Here is a 17691-nt window from a genome sequence, read left to right on the forward strand (position 1 = left end):
CCCGCCATGACTTCCCATATTGCAGAGACACCGTTAATAAAAATATAATTGGTATATGCAGATGGCTTCTAGTATGTTTTTTCCTCCTTCATGTCACCCTACCCAGGTTTCCATAATTGGGGCAGGTAAAGTAGGTGGTACTCTAGCCCAGCGCATAGCAGAGAGTAATGTCGCCCATGTCGTATTACTTGATGTGGTGGAGGGTTTACCCCAAGGGGTCGCCCTGGACTTGATGCAAGCTGGATCAGTGGAAGGTCACGATCGCAAAATTCTCGGAACTAATGATTATGCAGATACTGCCGGATCAGATATTGTCGTAATTACAGCCGGTCGCCCTAGGACTCCGGGCATGAATCGTAATGATTTAATCGAAACTAATGCCCCTATTGTCGCTCGTGCTGTTACTAATGTGATCGCCAGTTCCCCTAATGCAGTCATTATCATAGTTACCAATCCTTTGGATGTAATGACTTATATAGCTTGGCAGGTCAGCCAAATCGAACCTTTTAGGATTATGGGAATGGCAGGAGTGTTAGACTCAGCCCGCTTCCAAGCGTTTATCGCCACAGAATTAAACGTTTCCGTTGTCGATGTTAATGCAACCGTTATGGGAAGTCATGGCGATTTAATGGTTCCCCTTCCCCGTTATTCTACAGTTAATGGCATTCCCATTACAGAGTTAATGGATGCTGAAACCATTAATCGTCTCATTGCTCGCACTCGTAATGGGGGGGCGGAAATAGTCGGACTTCTGAAAACTGGCGGCGCTTATTATGCTCCCGCTTCCTCCGTGCGGACTATGGTAGAATCTATTTTACTCAACCGTCGTCGTCTATTGCCAACTTCTGCCTATCTCAAGGGAGAATATGGCATGAAGGATATTTTCCTAGGGGTTCCCTGTTGGTTGGGATGTCGAGGCGTAGAGGGCGTTCTGGAATTAAACCTCACAGACAATGAACGCGAAGCACTCAACAGTTGCGCTCAATCGGTTCGCGAAGGTATTGAAAAAGCCGATGCGGTTTTAGCGGCCACTGCTGCTGTTTAGCCGCCGGGGGCGGGTCTTAGTAGTGCCATGACGTACCCGCCCCGACAAAACCCCTCCCCTTCCTTAACTCTTGCGGACCACAGACAGTTTCACCAAAGCCCTTGACAGTCTGGGATTTATCATCTATCATTATTTGTATACACGGGGCATTACTGGTTTCGACAGGACGATCAAACCGACCTTGTGATTCAGGCCGAGAGTGAGCCTCCTCTCGAAAATCAAAGGTTCAAAAAAAATGTAAGTGCGAACAACGTCGTACCTTTCGCTCGCGTTAAAGCCGCTGTTGCTTAATAACGAATACCTCCTATAGGTTCGAGCACTCACGGTTTGACTCCGTTAAGGACTGTGGGTTAAACCCCAACGGATGCTTCGGTTAAGCGTTCTCTGGTAGCTTAACTGAAAAAGACTCTACTAGAGAATCCTACCGTCAGGGATAAGTGACGGTTCCCGCCCTAAGGATTAGAGGGGCTATGTCTGTGAACGAGCAGGGCGTAAATAGTCGTTTTGGACATGGGTTCGATTCCCATATGCTCCATTTTCAGTAAACCCTAGTCTAGTAGCTATCGCGCGACATTACTCGATACGATAGCTACACCCAATTACTCAAATATTACTCACAATCCATTCCTAGCACAGGATAATAATTCTGTCAACAGGATGATTACTCAGTCAACAAGCACAACTTAGTCAATCTGTCAAATATCCATACCTCCCCCCAACCAGACACCGATAGGTTAACTCCCTTGTGATACCCGTCAATGGCAAGCCTATCGGTTCGTACCTCACCATTGACTGCTATCACGTCGGTCGTTTCCCCAAAGAGTGTTTGTTCCGGTTGGGGGGAGGATATGTTTCAAAATCAACCACGACAACAGCAGAAGATAATTCCCCAAGCTATCAATGTACAAAGATATCAGACCGCCTTTCCGTGGACTAGACCTATAGGTAAACCTATGTGCGATCGCAAAATCTAAATCATCTCCTACCGGATCCAACCCGATACCCCTAAACAACTTTTCAACTGGTGACAATTACCGAGATGGGAATCGATACCCACATAATCCTTAGCAAGTCTCTAGTCTTTGGTGGTAATCACCCCGTGCGGAAACCGATACCAACATAATCAGTTCACCCCCAAAATCTTAGCCGTAGGTTGTAGGTAAAGCTATCTGTTGGGGGTAACTTAGTTCTGGGTAATATCTGGACATGATAGGGTAGGCATTCATATAAATCATTTACACTCCTGTACTGCAGGAGTGTAACGGGGTAGGCTCAATGATTTTTTAACATTCTACACTCCTGTAATACAGGAGTGTATTCAAAAAATACATAGACACCCCCTACAGTCAGAAACCATAGGGGGTCATTAAGTTATTGGGGTAGCTGTTAGGCGTTAGGGCTTACGCCAACTTGGGGTTGCACCGATAAAACATAGCTATAGCAGCCTGTTGAATCTTCTCATTGGTAGTCTGGTCAGATTTTCCGATATAGATATGGTGGTTGATTTTACCGTCCCAACCTTTCAGATTCCAGTATGCAAAGCCATTGATTGACGTTTTTTTGCAAGCTGTAAACCTTTTGCCGTTTAACTCAACCGAAAATGACTTGTTTTTTCTCAGGTAGTTAAACCACTCAGGCGTATCTAGTTCTACACAAGTTCCACCATAACCCAGCAGAAAATTGCTGAAATTTCCAGTATGTAGGCTGATTACTGGCAATAACTTAGGCATTGAAGTCACCCCCCATAAAGATATCGCTACTGTAACCATTGCCACTAAAGTCGGGCATAAATGATGCTGGCTGAATAACTGTCTCTTGAGACGATACCCACTTTTCTTGTACCGCCATAAAATCAACAGCGGCGTTATGGGCGATTTCGGCTAATTTCACCCTGGTATCTTGGTTAGCGTAGGGGATATCTCGTGACATCATTTGGGCGTAAATATCACGTGCTAATTCCGCGACAACCATCAACCTTGCTTGTTCTTCGTTCATGATATGGTTTTATCCTCTTAGTGTGTTGTTTGCCGTAGTTTACCGTCATTGCGGACGAATATTTATTGAACTTTATCCATTAAGTGTTTCGTGTAATTCAGCTCCTTAATCAGCAATTGCTTTTTAAGTTCAGTAATGGTTAATTCTGTTTCACAGTCGTCTAGTATTGACTTTAATGTTGCCAAACCCTCTTCTTTGTTGCTGTTGTAAACTAGACTATCTACCATAGTCTTAAACTTTACAAACATTTGATTATTGATATCTGTCATCATTTTTGTTCTCCTAGGTCAATGAACTAATTGGAAGTTAAATGATTTGCTTCCACAGGTTTTTACCGTTAACATTCATCATGTTATAACCTCTGTTTTTCATTAAATTGGTTAATTCATTTACAGTAACCCGTGAATCTAAATAACCATCATTTTTAGCGGTTTCTATGGCTATTTTTAGCATTTTAGGGTCAATATCTGTCACCGCTTCAATTAACTCAGGACAACCTGCCTTTATCGCTTGCTCATTTTGTTTAGTTTTATTCTCAATACTTTGAGTGATAAAGCTATCTAAAAATTGTTCTGTACCGCTAGATACTGTAAATATTTTATCTTCTGCTAACTCCCAGTAATGGTTAAATACTTTGATTGAATTATCCATTGATGATTTATATATCATTGAATGTGTAGCGATTACATCAATGGATAATCTGTAGTTAGCTATATCTTGTTTCCTTTTTTGTAGTCCTCTTTTGGTTTGAGCATAATTAGTGCAATTATTCATATCTCTCCAAAACATTTCTAAGCGAGATGATATCTTACCAAGATTTATATCCTCAATATCCGAAAGTTCTGACAATTCAAATTGATTACCTGCATATTCTTCACTTGTCATTGATTGTCTATTTTTAAACCACATAGGAAACATACGGCGTTTTAATTCATTAAGTTCCCAAAACGTCCATAAAGGATGTATTGAATTAATTACTTTTAAAGCGAAAGCATTAAAAATCATGTTTTGACCGGGTGTTTGACTACTAATTGTTATTCGGCTATTTTTCCTGTTGAAGACTTTAAACAGTGAAAGCATATTTTCATTTTCAATTAATAAATTGGGGGTGATATCTTCCCAGACCAATAAAAAATTACGTTCAAACTCACTCCGTAATGGGTCGTAATATCTTTCTTGTTGTATCTTGTTTCTCAGTGATGCAAATGTACTGTTAGCTAACACTGTGTCGGCGTTATATAGTGAAGCCGCAATAGTAGCTATCTGGCTTTTACCCGTTCCACTAGACCCCCAAAGAAACAGGCACCCAGCGGTTGACATTAGCGTGACAGGTGAGCAAATAAAGCTAGTAATAATTGGGAATTGAACATCCGGATAGGGTAGGATAGCACAAGCTCTACATATTGACTCTATTTGTTCACCCAATGCACCATCAACGATTATTTCCTCTAATTCATCTGCCAATGAGTCGCGTATTAGCCTATAATCTAAATAGTCCTCAGACATGGTAGTGACCTCTTAATATGTTGGCTTGCTGTATGGTAGTCATCCCCCCCAATATTGGGGGGAATTTTTGTGGTAATTAGCTGAGTTTCATTAACTCAAGTAACGCGATTAGGGTATCAGCGTCCAATTTTTTAACCTTGCTGTATAGGCTATCAAAATCAGGCTCACAATCAAGAATTTTTGCTGTAGACTCAACCCGTTCTTCCCAGGTTTTATATTTAGCCTTACCGCCAAAGCTACCATTTTTTTTACTAGTTTTTGATTCAACAAAATCAATAGCTTCTTGTACAGTGTACCCGGCAACAGTGGACTCAAAGGTATCTAATCCTGTGCTGTATTCGAGGATAAATCGTGCTAAATCATGCTTATTCTTGGCTGATTCAAAATCATTTGAATCAGTGGTATTATCTAATTCAAGGAGTCGCTCGGCTACCCGTGTGGCTGATTGTCCTAGATTTACAGTTCCGGTAAACATCATTTTACCGTTTGTCAGCATAGCGTCACTTTCGACTAAATGCAGTAACGCTAATTCAACCGAAGTAGGCTTGTATTCCCGTTTTTTCCCTTGATATTCACTAGAGTACTCAGCAATACAAAAGCGTACTGCGATTAATTGCTCTTCAAATTTCCACGACCTATCATTGAAGTTCTGGAAATCACCACTTAATCCATAGCCAATAAGCCACAGGTGAGGCGATTGTACAACAAACATAGCGCTAGTGATTTCCAAATATATTCCAGATTCTCCCGGTTTAACCGCGCTACAGAATGCGAATTTATCGTCATCTTTTTTACCGTAATATCCAATACTCATGATTACTCTTCCTCAGTTAATTGTTGATTGTTGATTGTGTTAGGTGATTCGATTCTGGCTGCAATTTGGCGACAAGCAGCCCAAAACAGTGGATTGCCAGATAAATAGACTCGAAGTCTTGACTCCTTAACAAGTTTAACTAAGTGAGTTTGCTTGATAAGTCTAATAATTGCAGAGCCTTGATAATCACCACGTGGTCTGTAACTACCCATTACCTGATAGGTAATATTCTTTACTTCAGGTGTTTTGTGTTCCTCAATATGTGTCAGAATTTGATAAGCCACAATGATTGCAGTTTTATCAAATTCATGCGGATTGTAGTGAGTTTGCACAAGTTCACCATTGAGGCTAAATATGCCTTTATAGTGTAGATTTCTCACGGTTGATGTTCTCCTATTAACTTAAATTCTTGTGCTTTCAGATGTCGTTGGAACTCATCGATATTCATTAAATAAATACCTTGCCAGCGATAAGACCTGTTCCGAGTGACAAACCAAATATCTTCAATCATTCCGGGATTAAGGTAATGAAGCAATTGCATCTTGAGTTTAAAATCAGGTGTTAGCGTTCCCTTTACTTCGATGTATTGGTTGAAAACTGGACTATAAAAGTCAGGTTTCCAAGTAATTGGTCGCCAAGGTTTCTTACCATCAACCAAAGTTAATCGGGGGTGTATTGATAGGTTGTCATCATACTTTTTGAGTAGGTGATAAACCTTGCTCTCTAATGTTGACCCAAAGTAATACCCGTCGTAGTATTGTCCTTTGGCATGATACTTGTTAATCATCATTTATCTCCCCAAAATAAGTTTCATTATCTGGCTCTCTATCGCCGCCAGATTCAGCTTGATAAATGTTCCATTCCGCTCGATAATATTCGAGTGCCTCGTTGAGAATTTCCTCAATTTTATCTGGGTGTAATGGAATTAATTTTTTAATCATTTCTCCCAGACAATAAGCCAGAAATTCTTTATCAAACTTAACGGCTGTTAATTGCCATTGAAGTCGTCCTCTTCCTGCATAGTTAGGAACCTTTATAGCAAACGACGTTCCCACATACATCAACGGGTCAAGTTTAATATTCCTGAGATTTAACCGCACTTCTTTCCAGTGCTTTGATATCATGGTGATAGTCCTCGATGTTTGGTGTATTGGCTACCTTTTCACGGGTAGCCTTTTTTTTGCTAATTAGGCGTTAGTCTGAAGCCAATCTGAAAACGGGTCAGGGTCAGGCAATGATTCGGGCATATCAGGGTCAACATGATTATCGGAGAGATTCAAAAAGTGACCCTCCAAGGCAGCGATATCGTCAGCAATAGCACCAGAAACTTTACGTGGTATCTTGACACCACCACCAAGTTTAATCAGAGTTAGAATAGCTTTAATGCTATTCTTTAACGCGATAATCTCAGAGTAGGTTAATTCCAGATTAAAGTCCTTTTCGTCCGTTACAGATGCAAACACCAACTTTTCTTTTAATGTGTAGATAGGTGATGTTTTGGGATATGGCAGATAAGGAACTACCTGGTCAAGAAATCCGGCAAAGTTGCTGAACCTTTTTAAGATTGCCAGATATTCACTAGGTGAGAGTCCATGTGTATCCTTGGTTTTTACGCTGTCTTTGTCAAGCTGGTAAATAGCGGTATTTTGGTCTACTAATGTATTTTGGTTTTTACGCATCTGTCAGTGATTTTCAACTCATGGACAAAATCATTTTTCCAAAATACGATTGAGTTATTGAGTTGGAAATCACTGTTTTTGATATTTTTTGTTGTTGATGATGATTATTTTTAATCTAATTAATACTTATAAATACATAAGAAACATATAAGCCCAAAAAAATAAAAGAATTATTGACTTTATACCATAATTGTGAAATGTTTAAATTATCGCCACATACAACTCAAACAAAAGACCACTATTTTTTTATATAGTGGTCAATTCTCTTTGTCTACTTTTTGATGCTGATTTATTTTTTCACACTCTTATTGCCTTCGCTGCTAACAGGAGCATCAGCGAAAAGTTCACCCTGTACTTGGTTTGGTGCTTCACTTCTCTCAACAGTTAATTCACCCAGGTTAGCTAGGGCAAGCCCATCGCTGCTAGGAATTCTGAACATACTGTTATAGGTTCTTAATGATGCTGGCTTGATAGTAAAATAGTGAGCAAATACATATAACAAGCCACTAACAGAAACGATAGGAGGTGCTTTAATACTGATAAATCTCAGTATTTTTTCGCCTACCCGTGTTTGGGTGTATTTACGCCACTAGCCAGGATTAACCGGAGCCTCAACAAAGAAGCGGGTGTATTCAGACTTCTTGTATGCTCTTACTCGAGTTCCTCTTAGGATATTACGTCTGTTAGCATTAGGCGTGGAAGTATTGCTAACAGGTGGTCTCCAAATGGTTAATTCCCTAACATTGGCTGGCTCATTAGTTACTGAACTTCCACTTAAAATGTGGAGTAAAAGCATAGGCATAGGTACGCCTATTTTTGAAGTTGCATCCACTGGAACTTCAACTACTAAACTTCTGCCTAGGTGTGGACCCTTTGGCTGTTGCTAAGTTTGCTATCCAATCATCTTTGTATTTGTTCCATGCGTCAGCTAAAGGCATGATATCAGTTTCCTTTTTTCTAAATTGTCTAAATCAGGGTAGGTAAAACGATGATATTAGCGCCTACCCGATATCCATTAATCAACAAATAGCTCTGTAGCTATTACATCAATACTGCCGTCAGTAGGGTCTAAAACATCGTCTGTTGGAATTGACAATGAAACAGTTACGAGACCTGTAGCCATATTTCGGGTATAAGCAGTGACTACGGTTGCACCATCAGGATTATTACTTGCAGTAGATTGCATTCGTTGGGTTGGCTCAATAATTTCAAGTAATTGGTTTTCCAGTGTCGCAGCGCCTAGCGTTTTCTTAGTAGCCATAATCTCACCTTGATTTTATTCAATACCTAGACTATAGCAGTGTATTTGCTGATTGTGGCTGCTATGGTTCTTTCAACAGAAGCTACATATATGTAGCAGCTTTTGAGTTAAACGCGACGGTACGCTACCAATACCAACATTACGCTAACTACCAGTTTAACCATGTCTAAGTATGTTGGTAATCTCTTTCATCGTGGATGATAGTTAGTGACTGATATGACTCAATGATTAGGTTGTAGTTGGGGGTTGATTTCCAGTTTTTCACTCTAACGATGTCCTCGTAGCTTTCCGTATGACATTATCAACCCAACTAGGTTTTCTCTGGAAATGTAGAGGAATTTTGACTTTGGTTTTTCTAGGGTCCTGATACATCGCCAAGACACTACCTTCACCTAAGTCGATTTTAGCTTGTTCAAATTTATCAATTAATTCCCAGTTAAGTATTTTCACTTCACTGATATACATTTTGCTCTCTTTAATTCTTTTCGCATTTTCCCTACCGCCAAAACCTTTTCTTTCCTCGAAGGTAATAGGATACACGATTTTAGCGTCAGTTAAATCAACTAATTGTTTACAGATATTTTCTGCCTCATTTTGACTAGATTCATTCATAAAAAACGCAAATCTTCTGCCATTACTCATAGTACAAGTAACCTTAATATTCCCTTTAGTAAATGCTGATTTACTGGGTTGAGTAAATATCCTTTGTCACCTATCCCATGTAATTTTATCCCTACTAACCGACGGTAACTCTATTTGAGTTTTTGGCAGTGTTGACCGCCTATCTTTAGTCCAGTACGGTGGTTTTTCGTAGTTGTACAAAACAAAGGTTAACTGTATTTTAAGATTAGCTGATGTACTGATTTCCTGAAAATCACCTGACCCTACAAATTGACCTATATCCCTATTCCCTAGTATTTCAGTTTGAGCTAATGTACTCGCAACATTTTCCTGTAAATTTCTCAAAGATGACACAAGTCTGAATCTTTCTCCACCAGTCTCTACCACAGCGTTAACTAATTGTTGTTGTCTATTTTGTTCTATTCTTTGTAGTGCAATATACTCATCCAAACCTTGAGCGACTAACACAATAGCCTCTTTACAGTTATCGCTAAACTCATCCCAGAACTCCTCGGAACTGTCTTGGTTCCAAATAGTGTTTATATTACCATCATATTTTTCTGGTAATTTCTCTCTAGCTTCCCTTCTTTGTTTCCCAAAACTCCATTCTTCACCTTTCTCATCACCCCATTTTTCGATTGTTGATTGACCACCGGGAATCATTCCAGTAATAGACCTTGCTAGTGTTGTTGGGCTTTTTGTTAAAAACATTTTAACAACCCGTCTACCGTGTTTAAATAACGTCCATGCTATTGCTTTCATAGCCATATTAAATGACTGTTTAACGTATGAGCCGAATGCTGTAGATACCTCCATAAGCATTTCAGGTCCCTTGCTTAATGCTACGTGCATAGCAGCCGCTTTATTGATAAAAGCGAGACCTGCTACTGGTAAAACACCGCATACTAATTTCCCAGCCATATTACCTAAGAACCCAGCCGTGGTGGTTATAAATTGTCCGGCAATATTTTGGATGTTTTTATCAATATCGCTATCGCTAATATTCCAATTAAAATTCCAGAAAGAATCCCAATTAGAGGTAATAAATCTCGCTACTTTCTCAAAGCTAAAGTTAGATAAAAACTTAGTAATTCCTTCCCATAGCCAACCTCCAAAACTTTTGCCCCATTCAACAACTTTACCAGTAACTTTAGCCCATAATTTGCCAAACCAACCTACTTCTTGGGTAGATGTTCTTTGGGCTAAATTAACTTGTCTAACGCCATTTCTACCTATACTGCTACGGGTTTGACGACTAGACAAGCTACGAGTACTCCTTAGCATTCTTGCACTTCTGGCAACCATTACAAAGTCCCTCTTAGTGGGTTATCGCCATCAATCAATTCGGTTTCTATCTTGATATCAGGAAAGTCTTTTTTCAGTAATTCTTGTACTTTCTTGGTTTCTTGTTCTCTAATATCATCCGGTTTTTTCATTGAATCATATAACCGCGTTAAATCGGCTAATATGTCTTTTGCTGGGTCATTACTGTTCACCTGTAAAGTACCTTGAGCGCGTAAGCAAATATTTATTGAATTTGATTTAATGTTGTTTGTAATGTTTCTTTTGCATCCTTCTGGTTGGTAATCTTAATTTTGCTTTCATTGGGTTCCAGTAGCTCCTCAAAATTATCAGCCTCCGGGGTAAATGCTGTTTTAATTGTTTCATATTTTTCCTCGGTAGCAAAGCCCAAATAGTCGATTATCTCCGACACTTCCCTACCTGCTTTAAACGCCGCCGCGTGAGCTAAACCTGCTTCGTGTAATGCTGTTAAAACAGCATTTTGGGTAACTTGGTGACTAATAGCAATTTCCATTACCATACCAAATATTTCAGCAATTGATTCAGCTAAGTTAGGTAATTTGATTTCGGCTTTTTCTTCGGCTTTGGTCATGAGATTGACATCATCAATCTCTACTTTAACTTCAAATTCACCCCATCTTTCGTCATCGATGTCAAACCTGTACATCAGCCATTCTGGTAATGTGTTTATTCGTTTAATTCTATTTTCTGTATTCTCGGCATTAACTGTTATTTTTTCTGGCATTTCAGCAGGAAAGGATTCAGGGTCTAAAAACTCATAAATCCTTCTAATCATTCCGCAACATTCTTCATTCATGTCTGGTATCCAAATTCTTCTAATCTTACGCGGAATAATCTCTTCCCAATTGCAGGTTTCAGTAGGATTCCGGTAGATATATCTATCGGAGGACGTACTCGTATCTATTGATATTGGATGGATTCCTAGATTTTTGAATATATACCTATACCCTAATGGATAGCCATGCAAATAATGCGTAGCTGCCCAACTTCTACCATAACTCTGTATTACATCAGATGCAAACCTGGCTGGACCTGTCCTTCTTATTGGGTTAGACCAATTACCGGAGTATCGTTGTTCATAATATACGGTACGGTTTCTAAGATTTTTAACTATACCGACAAACGATTTTATGTTATTCCCCATAGCTTGAATCCCATAGATTTGCCCCCTCCTCGCGCCAACTTGGCTAAGAACAAATTTATTAAATGAACAAATGTGTTCCCCCCCTTCTGATTCATAAATCGAGATAGTATATTCAGACCACCAGCTTCTTGGAAATAATCGTGTTGTCCCTTCTGTGATGTTTCCATTTCTGTTGACAATATATTCTAAATTTCTGCGACTAGGAAATTCATCCGGTGTTACTAAGTCAAAACTGTGATTATATGTAACAGGATTACTTGTCCCCATATCCCACGTCCCGTCCGGGTAGTGCATATACACCATAAATAGCCTGCAATCCCACGAATATTCTCTAAACTCAAGAGCCCTCTCAAGTTCTTCGAGCCATTCACCACTACTATCGTCTGGTCGCCTTCCTTTATCATCATCTATTTTATCGCCTGAATTAGGACCCCCAAAGCTGCGACCACTACCGCCTCCACCACTACTACCTCCCTTAGGTTTTTTGCCTCCCTTTGGTTCATCTCTATTTGGCGGTTCCTTAACGGTTGCCTCTTTTTTGACATCACGCCGCCGATATTCCTCATCTATTCGCTGTTCGTCATCCTCTCGTTTCCACCTGCCATGGTCTTCTGGCTTAATTCCACGTCACTAGTAATTGGGTCCCAAGGATTTACCAATCCTGGAATACCCGCTCTATCTCTTTCTCTTGCATACGGCAAACCCCTACCAAAGTCCATTGCTGAAGATGTCTGGTCGCCTAAATCTCCCGCTAAACCTGAACTTACGCCACCAGACCTACCAACATTTTTAGGCGTACTTGACCTGATACTATCTTTCACCATATCAAACGACTACATGAGACCAATCAATAACTTAGAAATATTATATAATATTACAAGATAATTGAGGACTATTCATGCGGGGAATTAGAAATATTGCTACGGAAATTAACGCTAGTAACTGGAATAACGCTGTAGAGTTATTTAATGGCGCAATCTTAGAAGGCTTGATAACTGATAGATTTCGTTATGATATTACTGCTTATGCCTATGTTTCTAGTTTGAACGCTAGGTGTTATATCCCTAGTATCAATCAATCACAAATACCTAAAATTTACCCAGAAGATAGTTATTACCAAAGGTGGGAAAAGAAACAAGATGTGTTACAAGGTTCTATAGACTTACAGATATTTTATTGGAACCTAGCCACAGAAAGCGGGTTAAATCTAGGTGTTATAAAACTCCCTTATTACGGGGGAATTCATACCGAAAATTTATTAATCGAATTGATTACCAATCAAACAGAAGGGTTAGCCATAGATTCACATTCTGTATTAAAAGCTAGGTGTCTGACTCAATTACACAACAATGATTCAATTAATATTTTTGGTATGGCAGAATACCAACTAGACACATTGCCAAAAACCCCATCACTGACCCAACCCGAAAATTTTGGGATTTCCGTAGGTAACACACCCACCCTAATTCGTGCTGCTAATACTCACAGATATCGCTTACACCTACAGAACACGGGTAGCGTTGGGGTTTGGTTTAGTCATGGACACATCAGCAATTGCATACCAGGTCAATGTTTATGGCTACCGCCTAACACTGCATGGGATGACGAGTTAAAATCTACTGCTAGTATCTACGGGATAACAGAGGATAGTGTTTCGCAGATTGTCGGGTTAGAGCAGACAATCACTTACTAACCGGCTACAATGGAATTATTTAGGAGGTAGGTGATTATGAGTTTTTCAGTTTATAGTAGCGCTCTAAATTTAGACACTCTCAATATTACTGCTAAGATACCGGGTACTCCCGTTACAACCGCTATTAGTTTAACGGCTAATACAGTTGCCGAATTAGTGGCAGTAAAAGCTAACACAAACGGGCGTAATGTATTTATCAAAAATCGGTCTAATGTACCCGTTCATTTAATCTTAGACCCCACAAAAAATACCGTAGCTAATGCCGCATTTTCTGTGAAGCCGGGTGATACTGTTATGCTCACTATTGGCGCTAGTAAACTACAAGCTATTGCCGAGTCTGTTGCAGATATTTCGGTAACTGTAGTTGAGTTTGTAACTGTTGATTAAATAGTTGGGGGATTATCCCCCTTTTTGAGGAATCTTTATTATGACTAATTTTAATATTTACTCTAGTAGATTTGGGCAGTCAACCGATGACTTGCCAGAAGGTGAAGTCAATCTGTATTTAACCAATGAAAGGGTACAGGCAGTTATTGACTCAAATACTAATTTATTCAAATTAACTGATTTATCCTGGAATAATATTACTAATAAACCTAGCACTTTCCCCCCATCTACTCATTCCCATAGCTGGACTGAAATAACGAACAAACCGACTATCTTTGCAAGTGACTGGGCAAACGTGGCGGATAAACCAGCTACGGCAACCCGTTGGCCTACGTGGTCTGAAGTTACAAGCAAACCGACAACGTTCACGCCTTCAGCGCATACTCATGCTTGGGCTGACATTACGTCAGGTGTTCCAGCTACCGCTTCACGCTCGGCCGTCTTGGGCTGAAGTGACTTCTAAACCTACTACGTTTACTCCTAGTGCTCACAACCATGCTTGGAGTGAGATAACATCTATCCCAGCGACTGCCACTAGGTGGCCTACGTGGAATGAGGTGACAGGCTCACCAACTACGTTCCCCCCAACACCGCATAATCATGATGCTTCTAATATTACATCTGGTATTATCGATGTTGCTAGACTCCCTGCTGCTGCGTTGATAGGGGATACCACATACTCAGCGGGTAGTGGTTTAACTCTTAGTGGTACTACTTTCAGTTTACCAGTAGCTACCTCTGGTAGCGGTACATTTGTAACCAGTATCACCCAAACCGCTAATGGTATCACCGCTAATCTGGGGACTCCCCCGAATACAACATATAGCGCAGGTACAGGTATATCGTTATCAGGTACAACCATTATTAACTCTGCGCCTCATCAATCCACTAACCTTTCTATTTCTGGTACAGGTGACACTCGAACAATTACAAGTTCTACTGGTACTGACGTAACTATACCTGTTGCTACAACTTCCACCGCTGGTTTAATGTCTTTGGGAGACAAGACTAAGTTAAATGGAATTGCTGCAAGCGCAAATAATTACGTTCACCCAACTACAGATGGTAATTTACACGTACCTGCCACTGGTACCACAAACAACGGTAAAGTACTAACTGCGGGTGCAACTGCTGGTAGTTTGAATTGGACAACATTGCCTACTGCTCCAGTCACTTCAGTTGCTGGTAAGACAGGCGCTGTAACTTTAATTAAGGGAGATGTTGGTCTAGGTAACGTAGATAATACTGCTGACTCAGTTAAAAGTGTATCAAGTTCAGCTACATTAACTACAGCTAGAACAATTGCATTATCTGGTGCGGCTACAGGTACAGCAACCAGTTTTAATGGCAGTGCTAATATTACTATTCCTGTTACCAGTTTAAATGCAGCTAATCTATCTGGTACTGTACCAAATGCCAGTATATCTGGTAGCTATAGTGGTATGACTAATTTAACTGGGTCAGGTACAGTAGACTTTGCTAAATTTTTAGGTAATGCTTCGGATACTGTTAATTTACCTAGCTTTAGTTGGACTGGCGATTTAGATACAGGTATTTATCGACCTGTTGCTGACCAGTTAGCAATCACAACTGGTGGTGTACAACGAGCTTTATTTAGTAGCGCTGGTATAACTGGTAATTTAGTAGGTAACGCTTCAACTTCAACTACACTTCAAACAGCTAGAACTATTAATGGGACCTCATTTAATGGCAGCGCTAATATAACGATAACTGCAAATACTCCAAATACATTAACAAATGGTACAGGATTAACTGGAAATAATTTTAATGGTAGTGCTGCTACTACATGGGCTGTAGCGTATGGGACTACAGCGGGAACAGCTTGTCAAGGTAATGATAGTAGATTATCTGATGCTAGAACACCTACAACTCATACTCATTCAAACATTACATTAACCGCAGGAGATGGTTTAAGTGGTGGGGGAACATTAGCAGCTAATAGAACAATTAATGTAGATTCAACTGTATTAAGAACCTCTGGAAATCAAACAATAACCGGAATTAAAACATTTAACATAACAAATAATCCAGTAACTTTTACGACTGATGAAAGTTTCCCCGATGGAAATATGCTTATTAATTTTAATGTTTGGAGGGGGTTTGACATACGCCGAATAGGGTCTATTGCTAGTACGGCAAGTTTAGTACTAAATAGTAGAGTTGGAGGGAATAGCTGGGCGTTTTCTCATCAGGGAAGTTATTCTATGCGACTTGAAGCAGAGGCTAATCCTAGAGTATTTATATATCATGGTATTAATTTTCTTGAAAGTAATGTTTGGCGAGGTGCTCCTAGCGATAGATATCCAATAGACGTATATAACAATCAAATGTATCTCATAAAAGACAACGGTCTAAGTTCGTCAAACATACATACTAGATTTCGACTAGGTGGCACAAATATTGCGTACATTAATGACAGCGGGGATTATGTCAAAGGGTCTTCGGATATCAGGTTTAAAACTGTTTTAAATGAGAATGTTAATAGCTTAGATTTAATCAAAAAATTGAATGTAATTAAATTCAAATACAATAAATTAGCAGAGTTGCATGGCTTTTGTGACAAAGAAGCCAAAATAGGATTAATCGCACAAGAAGTTCAAGAATATTATCCAGAAGCGGTTGAAGTAGTTAAAAATGACCACACAGATAGCCCTGAAGTTGACGACAAAAAAATAGATTATCTGACGATTCTTTATGAAAAATTAGTTCCTTTATTAGTGGCAGGGATTCAAGAATTGTCAGCGAAAGTAGAGTCACTAGGTAAACCCACAGCATCTACAAATGGTAATATCAGTAATTTACCGACAAGCCCTATCGGTTTAAGTGTAGGTGATTTATGGTGTGACACGGATAACGATAATGTAATCAAGCAGGTGAGATAATGTCTAACAAATATGATATATCTGAAACTAATTGGTTTTTAGCTTACAACCAATATTTTATCAAAGAGGATGATACCTCACACGGAGGTAAACGATTGCCAGATATATCAGGTAGCAAATTTGTAAGGATATTATTTGATGCAGACCAAGTTTCTACTTACTGGAAAATGGCGGGTTGGTTGAAATTTTACACATACAATGATATGAAGCAGAATATGATGGTTAAACGTGAAACTATTTGGCTAAATGAATATCAAATAATTGAATCACCACCATATAGTAATTTTTATGCGGTATTTGACCCGTTAGAACGGATAAAATGGTTTACCCTTTATTTTTGGAGATTAATGCAATGAATACAATATCAATCTGTCAAAGATTCATAATTATTGAATTAGCTTTGATAATAATTGTGGTCTTGTGTTCAGCGTATGCGATAGTCAAGGAGAATAAAATTATCGAATCAAAACTAGATTTAAACAATCAAAAGTTAGACATATTATTTGAGTTTTTTAAAAAATCGTTAGAACAAATAGCCTGTAAACAACAGTTAGGGGGCAAAAAGCAATCACCCCATCTCCCAATCAACAGAGATGATATTGATGATGATGGTTAGCGTAAGCCCTAACAGCCTAACAGCTAACAGATAACCCCAATAACTTAATGACCCCCTATGGTTTCTGACTGTAGGGGGTGTCTATGTATTTTCCCAACACAGGCCTGTGTTCTCAGGCCTGAGAACGGTTTATATGAATGCTCACCCTATCATGTCCAGATAATACCCAGAACTAAGTTACCCCTAACAGATAGCTTTACCTACAACCTACGACTAAGATTTTGGGGGTGAACTGATTATGTTGGTATCGGCTTCCGCACGAGATGATTACCATCAAAGATTGGAGACTTGCTGAGGATTATGACACCACCATTTTGTTGACGCTACCAAAGTGGTATCTGTTTAATGGGTATCGATTCCCATCCCGGTAATTACCTCCAGTTGAAAAGCTGTTTAGGGGTATCGGGTTGGTTCTGGTAGGAGATGATTTAGATTTTGCGATCGCACATAGGTTTACCTATAGGTCTAGTCCACGGAAAGGCGGTCTGATATCTTTGTACATTGATAGCTTGGGGAATTATCTTCTGCTGTTGTCGTGGTTGATTTTGAAACATATCCTCCCCCCAACCGGAACAAACACTCTTTGGGGAAACGACCGACGTGATAGCAGTCAATGGTGAGGTACGAACCGATAGGCTTGCCATTGACGGGTATCACAAGGGAGTTAACCTATCGGTGTCTGGTTGGGGGGAGGTATGGATATT

The 17691-nt window shown here is 39.6% G+C and carries 18 protein-coding genes, 1 other RNA gene and 2 pseudogenes; 7 read left to right on the forward strand and 14 right to left on the reverse strand.

Annotated features, from left to right (window positions below):
• Positions 1 to 61 precede the first annotated feature (61 nt).
• From mdh to HFV01_RS30590, 3 genes are all read left to right on the forward strand, one after another.
• Positions 62 to 1045: a malate dehydrogenase gene (mdh, locus tag HFV01_RS12755; protein ID WP_006625539.1), complete on the forward strand. Its 984-nt coding sequence runs from the start codon at positions 62 to 64 to the stop codon at positions 1043 to 1045.
• 143 nt (positions 1046 to 1188) lie between these two features.
• Positions 1189 to 1583: a transfer-messenger RNA gene (gene ssrA, locus HFV01_RS12760) on the forward strand.
• Between the two features lie 310 nt (positions 1584 to 1893).
• Positions 1894 to 2019, forward strand: a complete 126-nt coding sequence (locus HFV01_RS30590; RefSeq protein ID WP_318286252.1) for a hypothetical protein — start codon at positions 1894 to 1896, stop codon at positions 2017 to 2019.
• Between the two features lie 426 nt (positions 2020 to 2445).
• Here the strand turns inward: HFV01_RS30590 and HFV01_RS12765 are convergent, their stop codons facing one another.
• From HFV01_RS12765 to HFV01_RS32110, 13 genes and pseudogenes are all read right to left on the reverse strand, one after another.
• Positions 2446 to 2775 carry a hypothetical protein gene (locus tag HFV01_RS12765; protein ID WP_006622135.1) on the reverse strand — a complete coding sequence of 110 codons (330 nt, stop codon included), beginning with the start codon at positions 2773 to 2775 and terminating at the stop codon, positions 2446 to 2448.
• Positions 2768 to 3040, reverse strand: a complete 273-nt coding sequence (locus HFV01_RS12770; protein WP_006625542.1) for a hypothetical protein — start codon at positions 3038 to 3040, stop codon at positions 2768 to 2770. The genes HFV01_RS12765 and HFV01_RS12770 overlap by 8 nt, the downstream gene beginning before the upstream one ends.
• A 62-nt stretch (positions 3041 to 3102) precedes the next feature.
• Positions 3103 to 3312 carry a hypothetical protein gene (locus tag HFV01_RS12775; RefSeq protein ID WP_006670878.1) on the reverse strand — a complete coding sequence of 70 codons (210 nt, stop codon included), beginning with the start codon at positions 3310 to 3312 and terminating at the stop codon, positions 3103 to 3105.
• 34 nt (positions 3313 to 3346) lie between these two features.
• Positions 3347 to 4546 carry a P-loop NTPase family protein gene (locus tag HFV01_RS12780; protein ID WP_193521159.1) on the reverse strand — a complete coding sequence of 400 codons (1200 nt, stop codon included), beginning with the start codon at positions 4544 to 4546 and terminating at the stop codon, positions 3347 to 3349.
• Positions 4547 to 4622: 76 nt separating this feature from the next.
• Positions 4623 to 5360, reverse strand: coding sequence for a hypothetical protein (locus HFV01_RS12785; RefSeq protein WP_006622128.1), 738 nt, complete (start codon positions 5358 to 5360; stop codon positions 4623 to 4625).
• 2 nt (positions 5361 to 5362) lie between these two features.
• On the reverse strand, positions 5363 to 5740 hold the full coding sequence (locus tag HFV01_RS12790) for a hypothetical protein (protein WP_006622127.1): 378 nt from the start codon (positions 5738 to 5740) through the stop codon (positions 5363 to 5365).
• On the reverse strand, positions 5737 to 6150 hold the full coding sequence (locus tag HFV01_RS12795; RefSeq protein ID WP_193521160.1) for a DUF1064 domain-containing protein: 414 nt from the start codon (positions 6148 to 6150) through the stop codon (positions 5737 to 5739). The genes HFV01_RS12790 and HFV01_RS12795 overlap by 4 nt, the downstream gene beginning before the upstream one ends.
• On the reverse strand, positions 6140 to 6484 hold the full coding sequence (locus tag HFV01_RS12800; protein ID WP_006625546.1) for a hypothetical protein: 345 nt from the start codon (positions 6482 to 6484) through the stop codon (positions 6140 to 6142). The genes HFV01_RS12795 and HFV01_RS12800 overlap by 11 nt, the downstream gene beginning before the upstream one ends.
• A 63-nt stretch (positions 6485 to 6547) precedes the next feature.
• Positions 6548 to 7039 carry a hypothetical protein gene (locus HFV01_RS12805; protein ID WP_193521161.1) on the reverse strand — a complete coding sequence of 164 codons (492 nt, stop codon included), beginning with the start codon at positions 7037 to 7039 and terminating at the stop codon, positions 6548 to 6550.
• A 1015-nt stretch (positions 7040 to 8054) separates the two neighbouring features.
• Entirely contained in the window at positions 8055 to 8300 is a 246-nt protein-coding gene (locus HFV01_RS12810) for a hypothetical protein (RefSeq protein ID WP_006622122.1), read from the reverse strand.
• 261 nt (positions 8301 to 8561) lie between these two features.
• Positions 8562 to 8942, reverse strand: a complete 381-nt coding sequence (locus HFV01_RS12815; protein WP_006622121.1) for a hypothetical protein — start codon at positions 8940 to 8942, stop codon at positions 8562 to 8564.
• Between the two features lie 66 nt (positions 8943 to 9008).
• Positions 9009 to 10184, reverse strand: coding sequence for a hypothetical protein (locus HFV01_RS12820; protein ID WP_228116443.1), 1176 nt, complete (start codon positions 10182 to 10184; stop codon positions 9009 to 9011).
• 41 nt (positions 10185 to 10225) lie between these two features.
• Positions 10226 to 11073, reverse strand: a pseudogene (locus tag HFV01_RS32110) (hypothetical protein); the annotation flags it as partial.
• A gap of 1213 nt (positions 11074 to 12286) precedes the next feature.
• Between HFV01_RS32110 and HFV01_RS12830 the strand changes: the two are divergent.
• The 4 genes and pseudogenes from HFV01_RS12830 (at position 12287) to HFV01_RS12845 (ending at position 16727) form a co-directional block, all read left to right on the forward strand.
• A complete protein-coding gene (locus HFV01_RS12830; RefSeq protein ID WP_006668642.1) occupies positions 12287 to 13081 on the forward strand; it encodes a hypothetical protein in 795 nt (264 codons plus the stop codon).
• Positions 13082 to 13117: 36 nt separating this feature from the next.
• Positions 13118 to 13468: a hypothetical protein gene (locus HFV01_RS12835; RefSeq protein WP_006668643.1), complete on the forward strand. Its 351-nt coding sequence runs from the start codon at positions 13118 to 13120 to the stop codon at positions 13466 to 13468.
• Between the two features lie 40 nt (positions 13469 to 13508).
• Positions 13509 to 16371, forward strand: a pseudogene (locus tag HFV01_RS12840) (tail fiber domain-containing protein).
• On the forward strand, positions 16371 to 16727 hold the full coding sequence (locus tag HFV01_RS12845; protein ID WP_006622108.1) for a hypothetical protein: 357 nt from the start codon (positions 16371 to 16373) through the stop codon (positions 16725 to 16727). Before HFV01_RS12840 ends, HFV01_RS12845 begins: the two are co-directional and overlap by 1 nt.
• Before the next feature lie 688 nt (positions 16728 to 17415).
• Here the strand turns inward: HFV01_RS12845 and HFV01_RS30600 are convergent.
• Positions 17416 to 17541 (reverse strand): hypothetical protein, encoded by a 126-nt coding sequence (locus tag HFV01_RS30600; protein ID WP_318286252.1) that lies wholly within the window; start codon positions 17539 to 17541, stop codon positions 17416 to 17418.
• Positions 17542 to 17691 lie beyond the last annotated feature (150 nt).

The sequence above is a fragment of the Limnospira fusiformis SAG 85.79 genome, from assembly GCF_012516315.1.
In the GTDB taxonomy this organism is placed as follows: domain Bacteria; phylum Cyanobacteriota; class Cyanobacteriia; order Cyanobacteriales; family Microcoleaceae; genus Limnospira; species Limnospira fusiformis.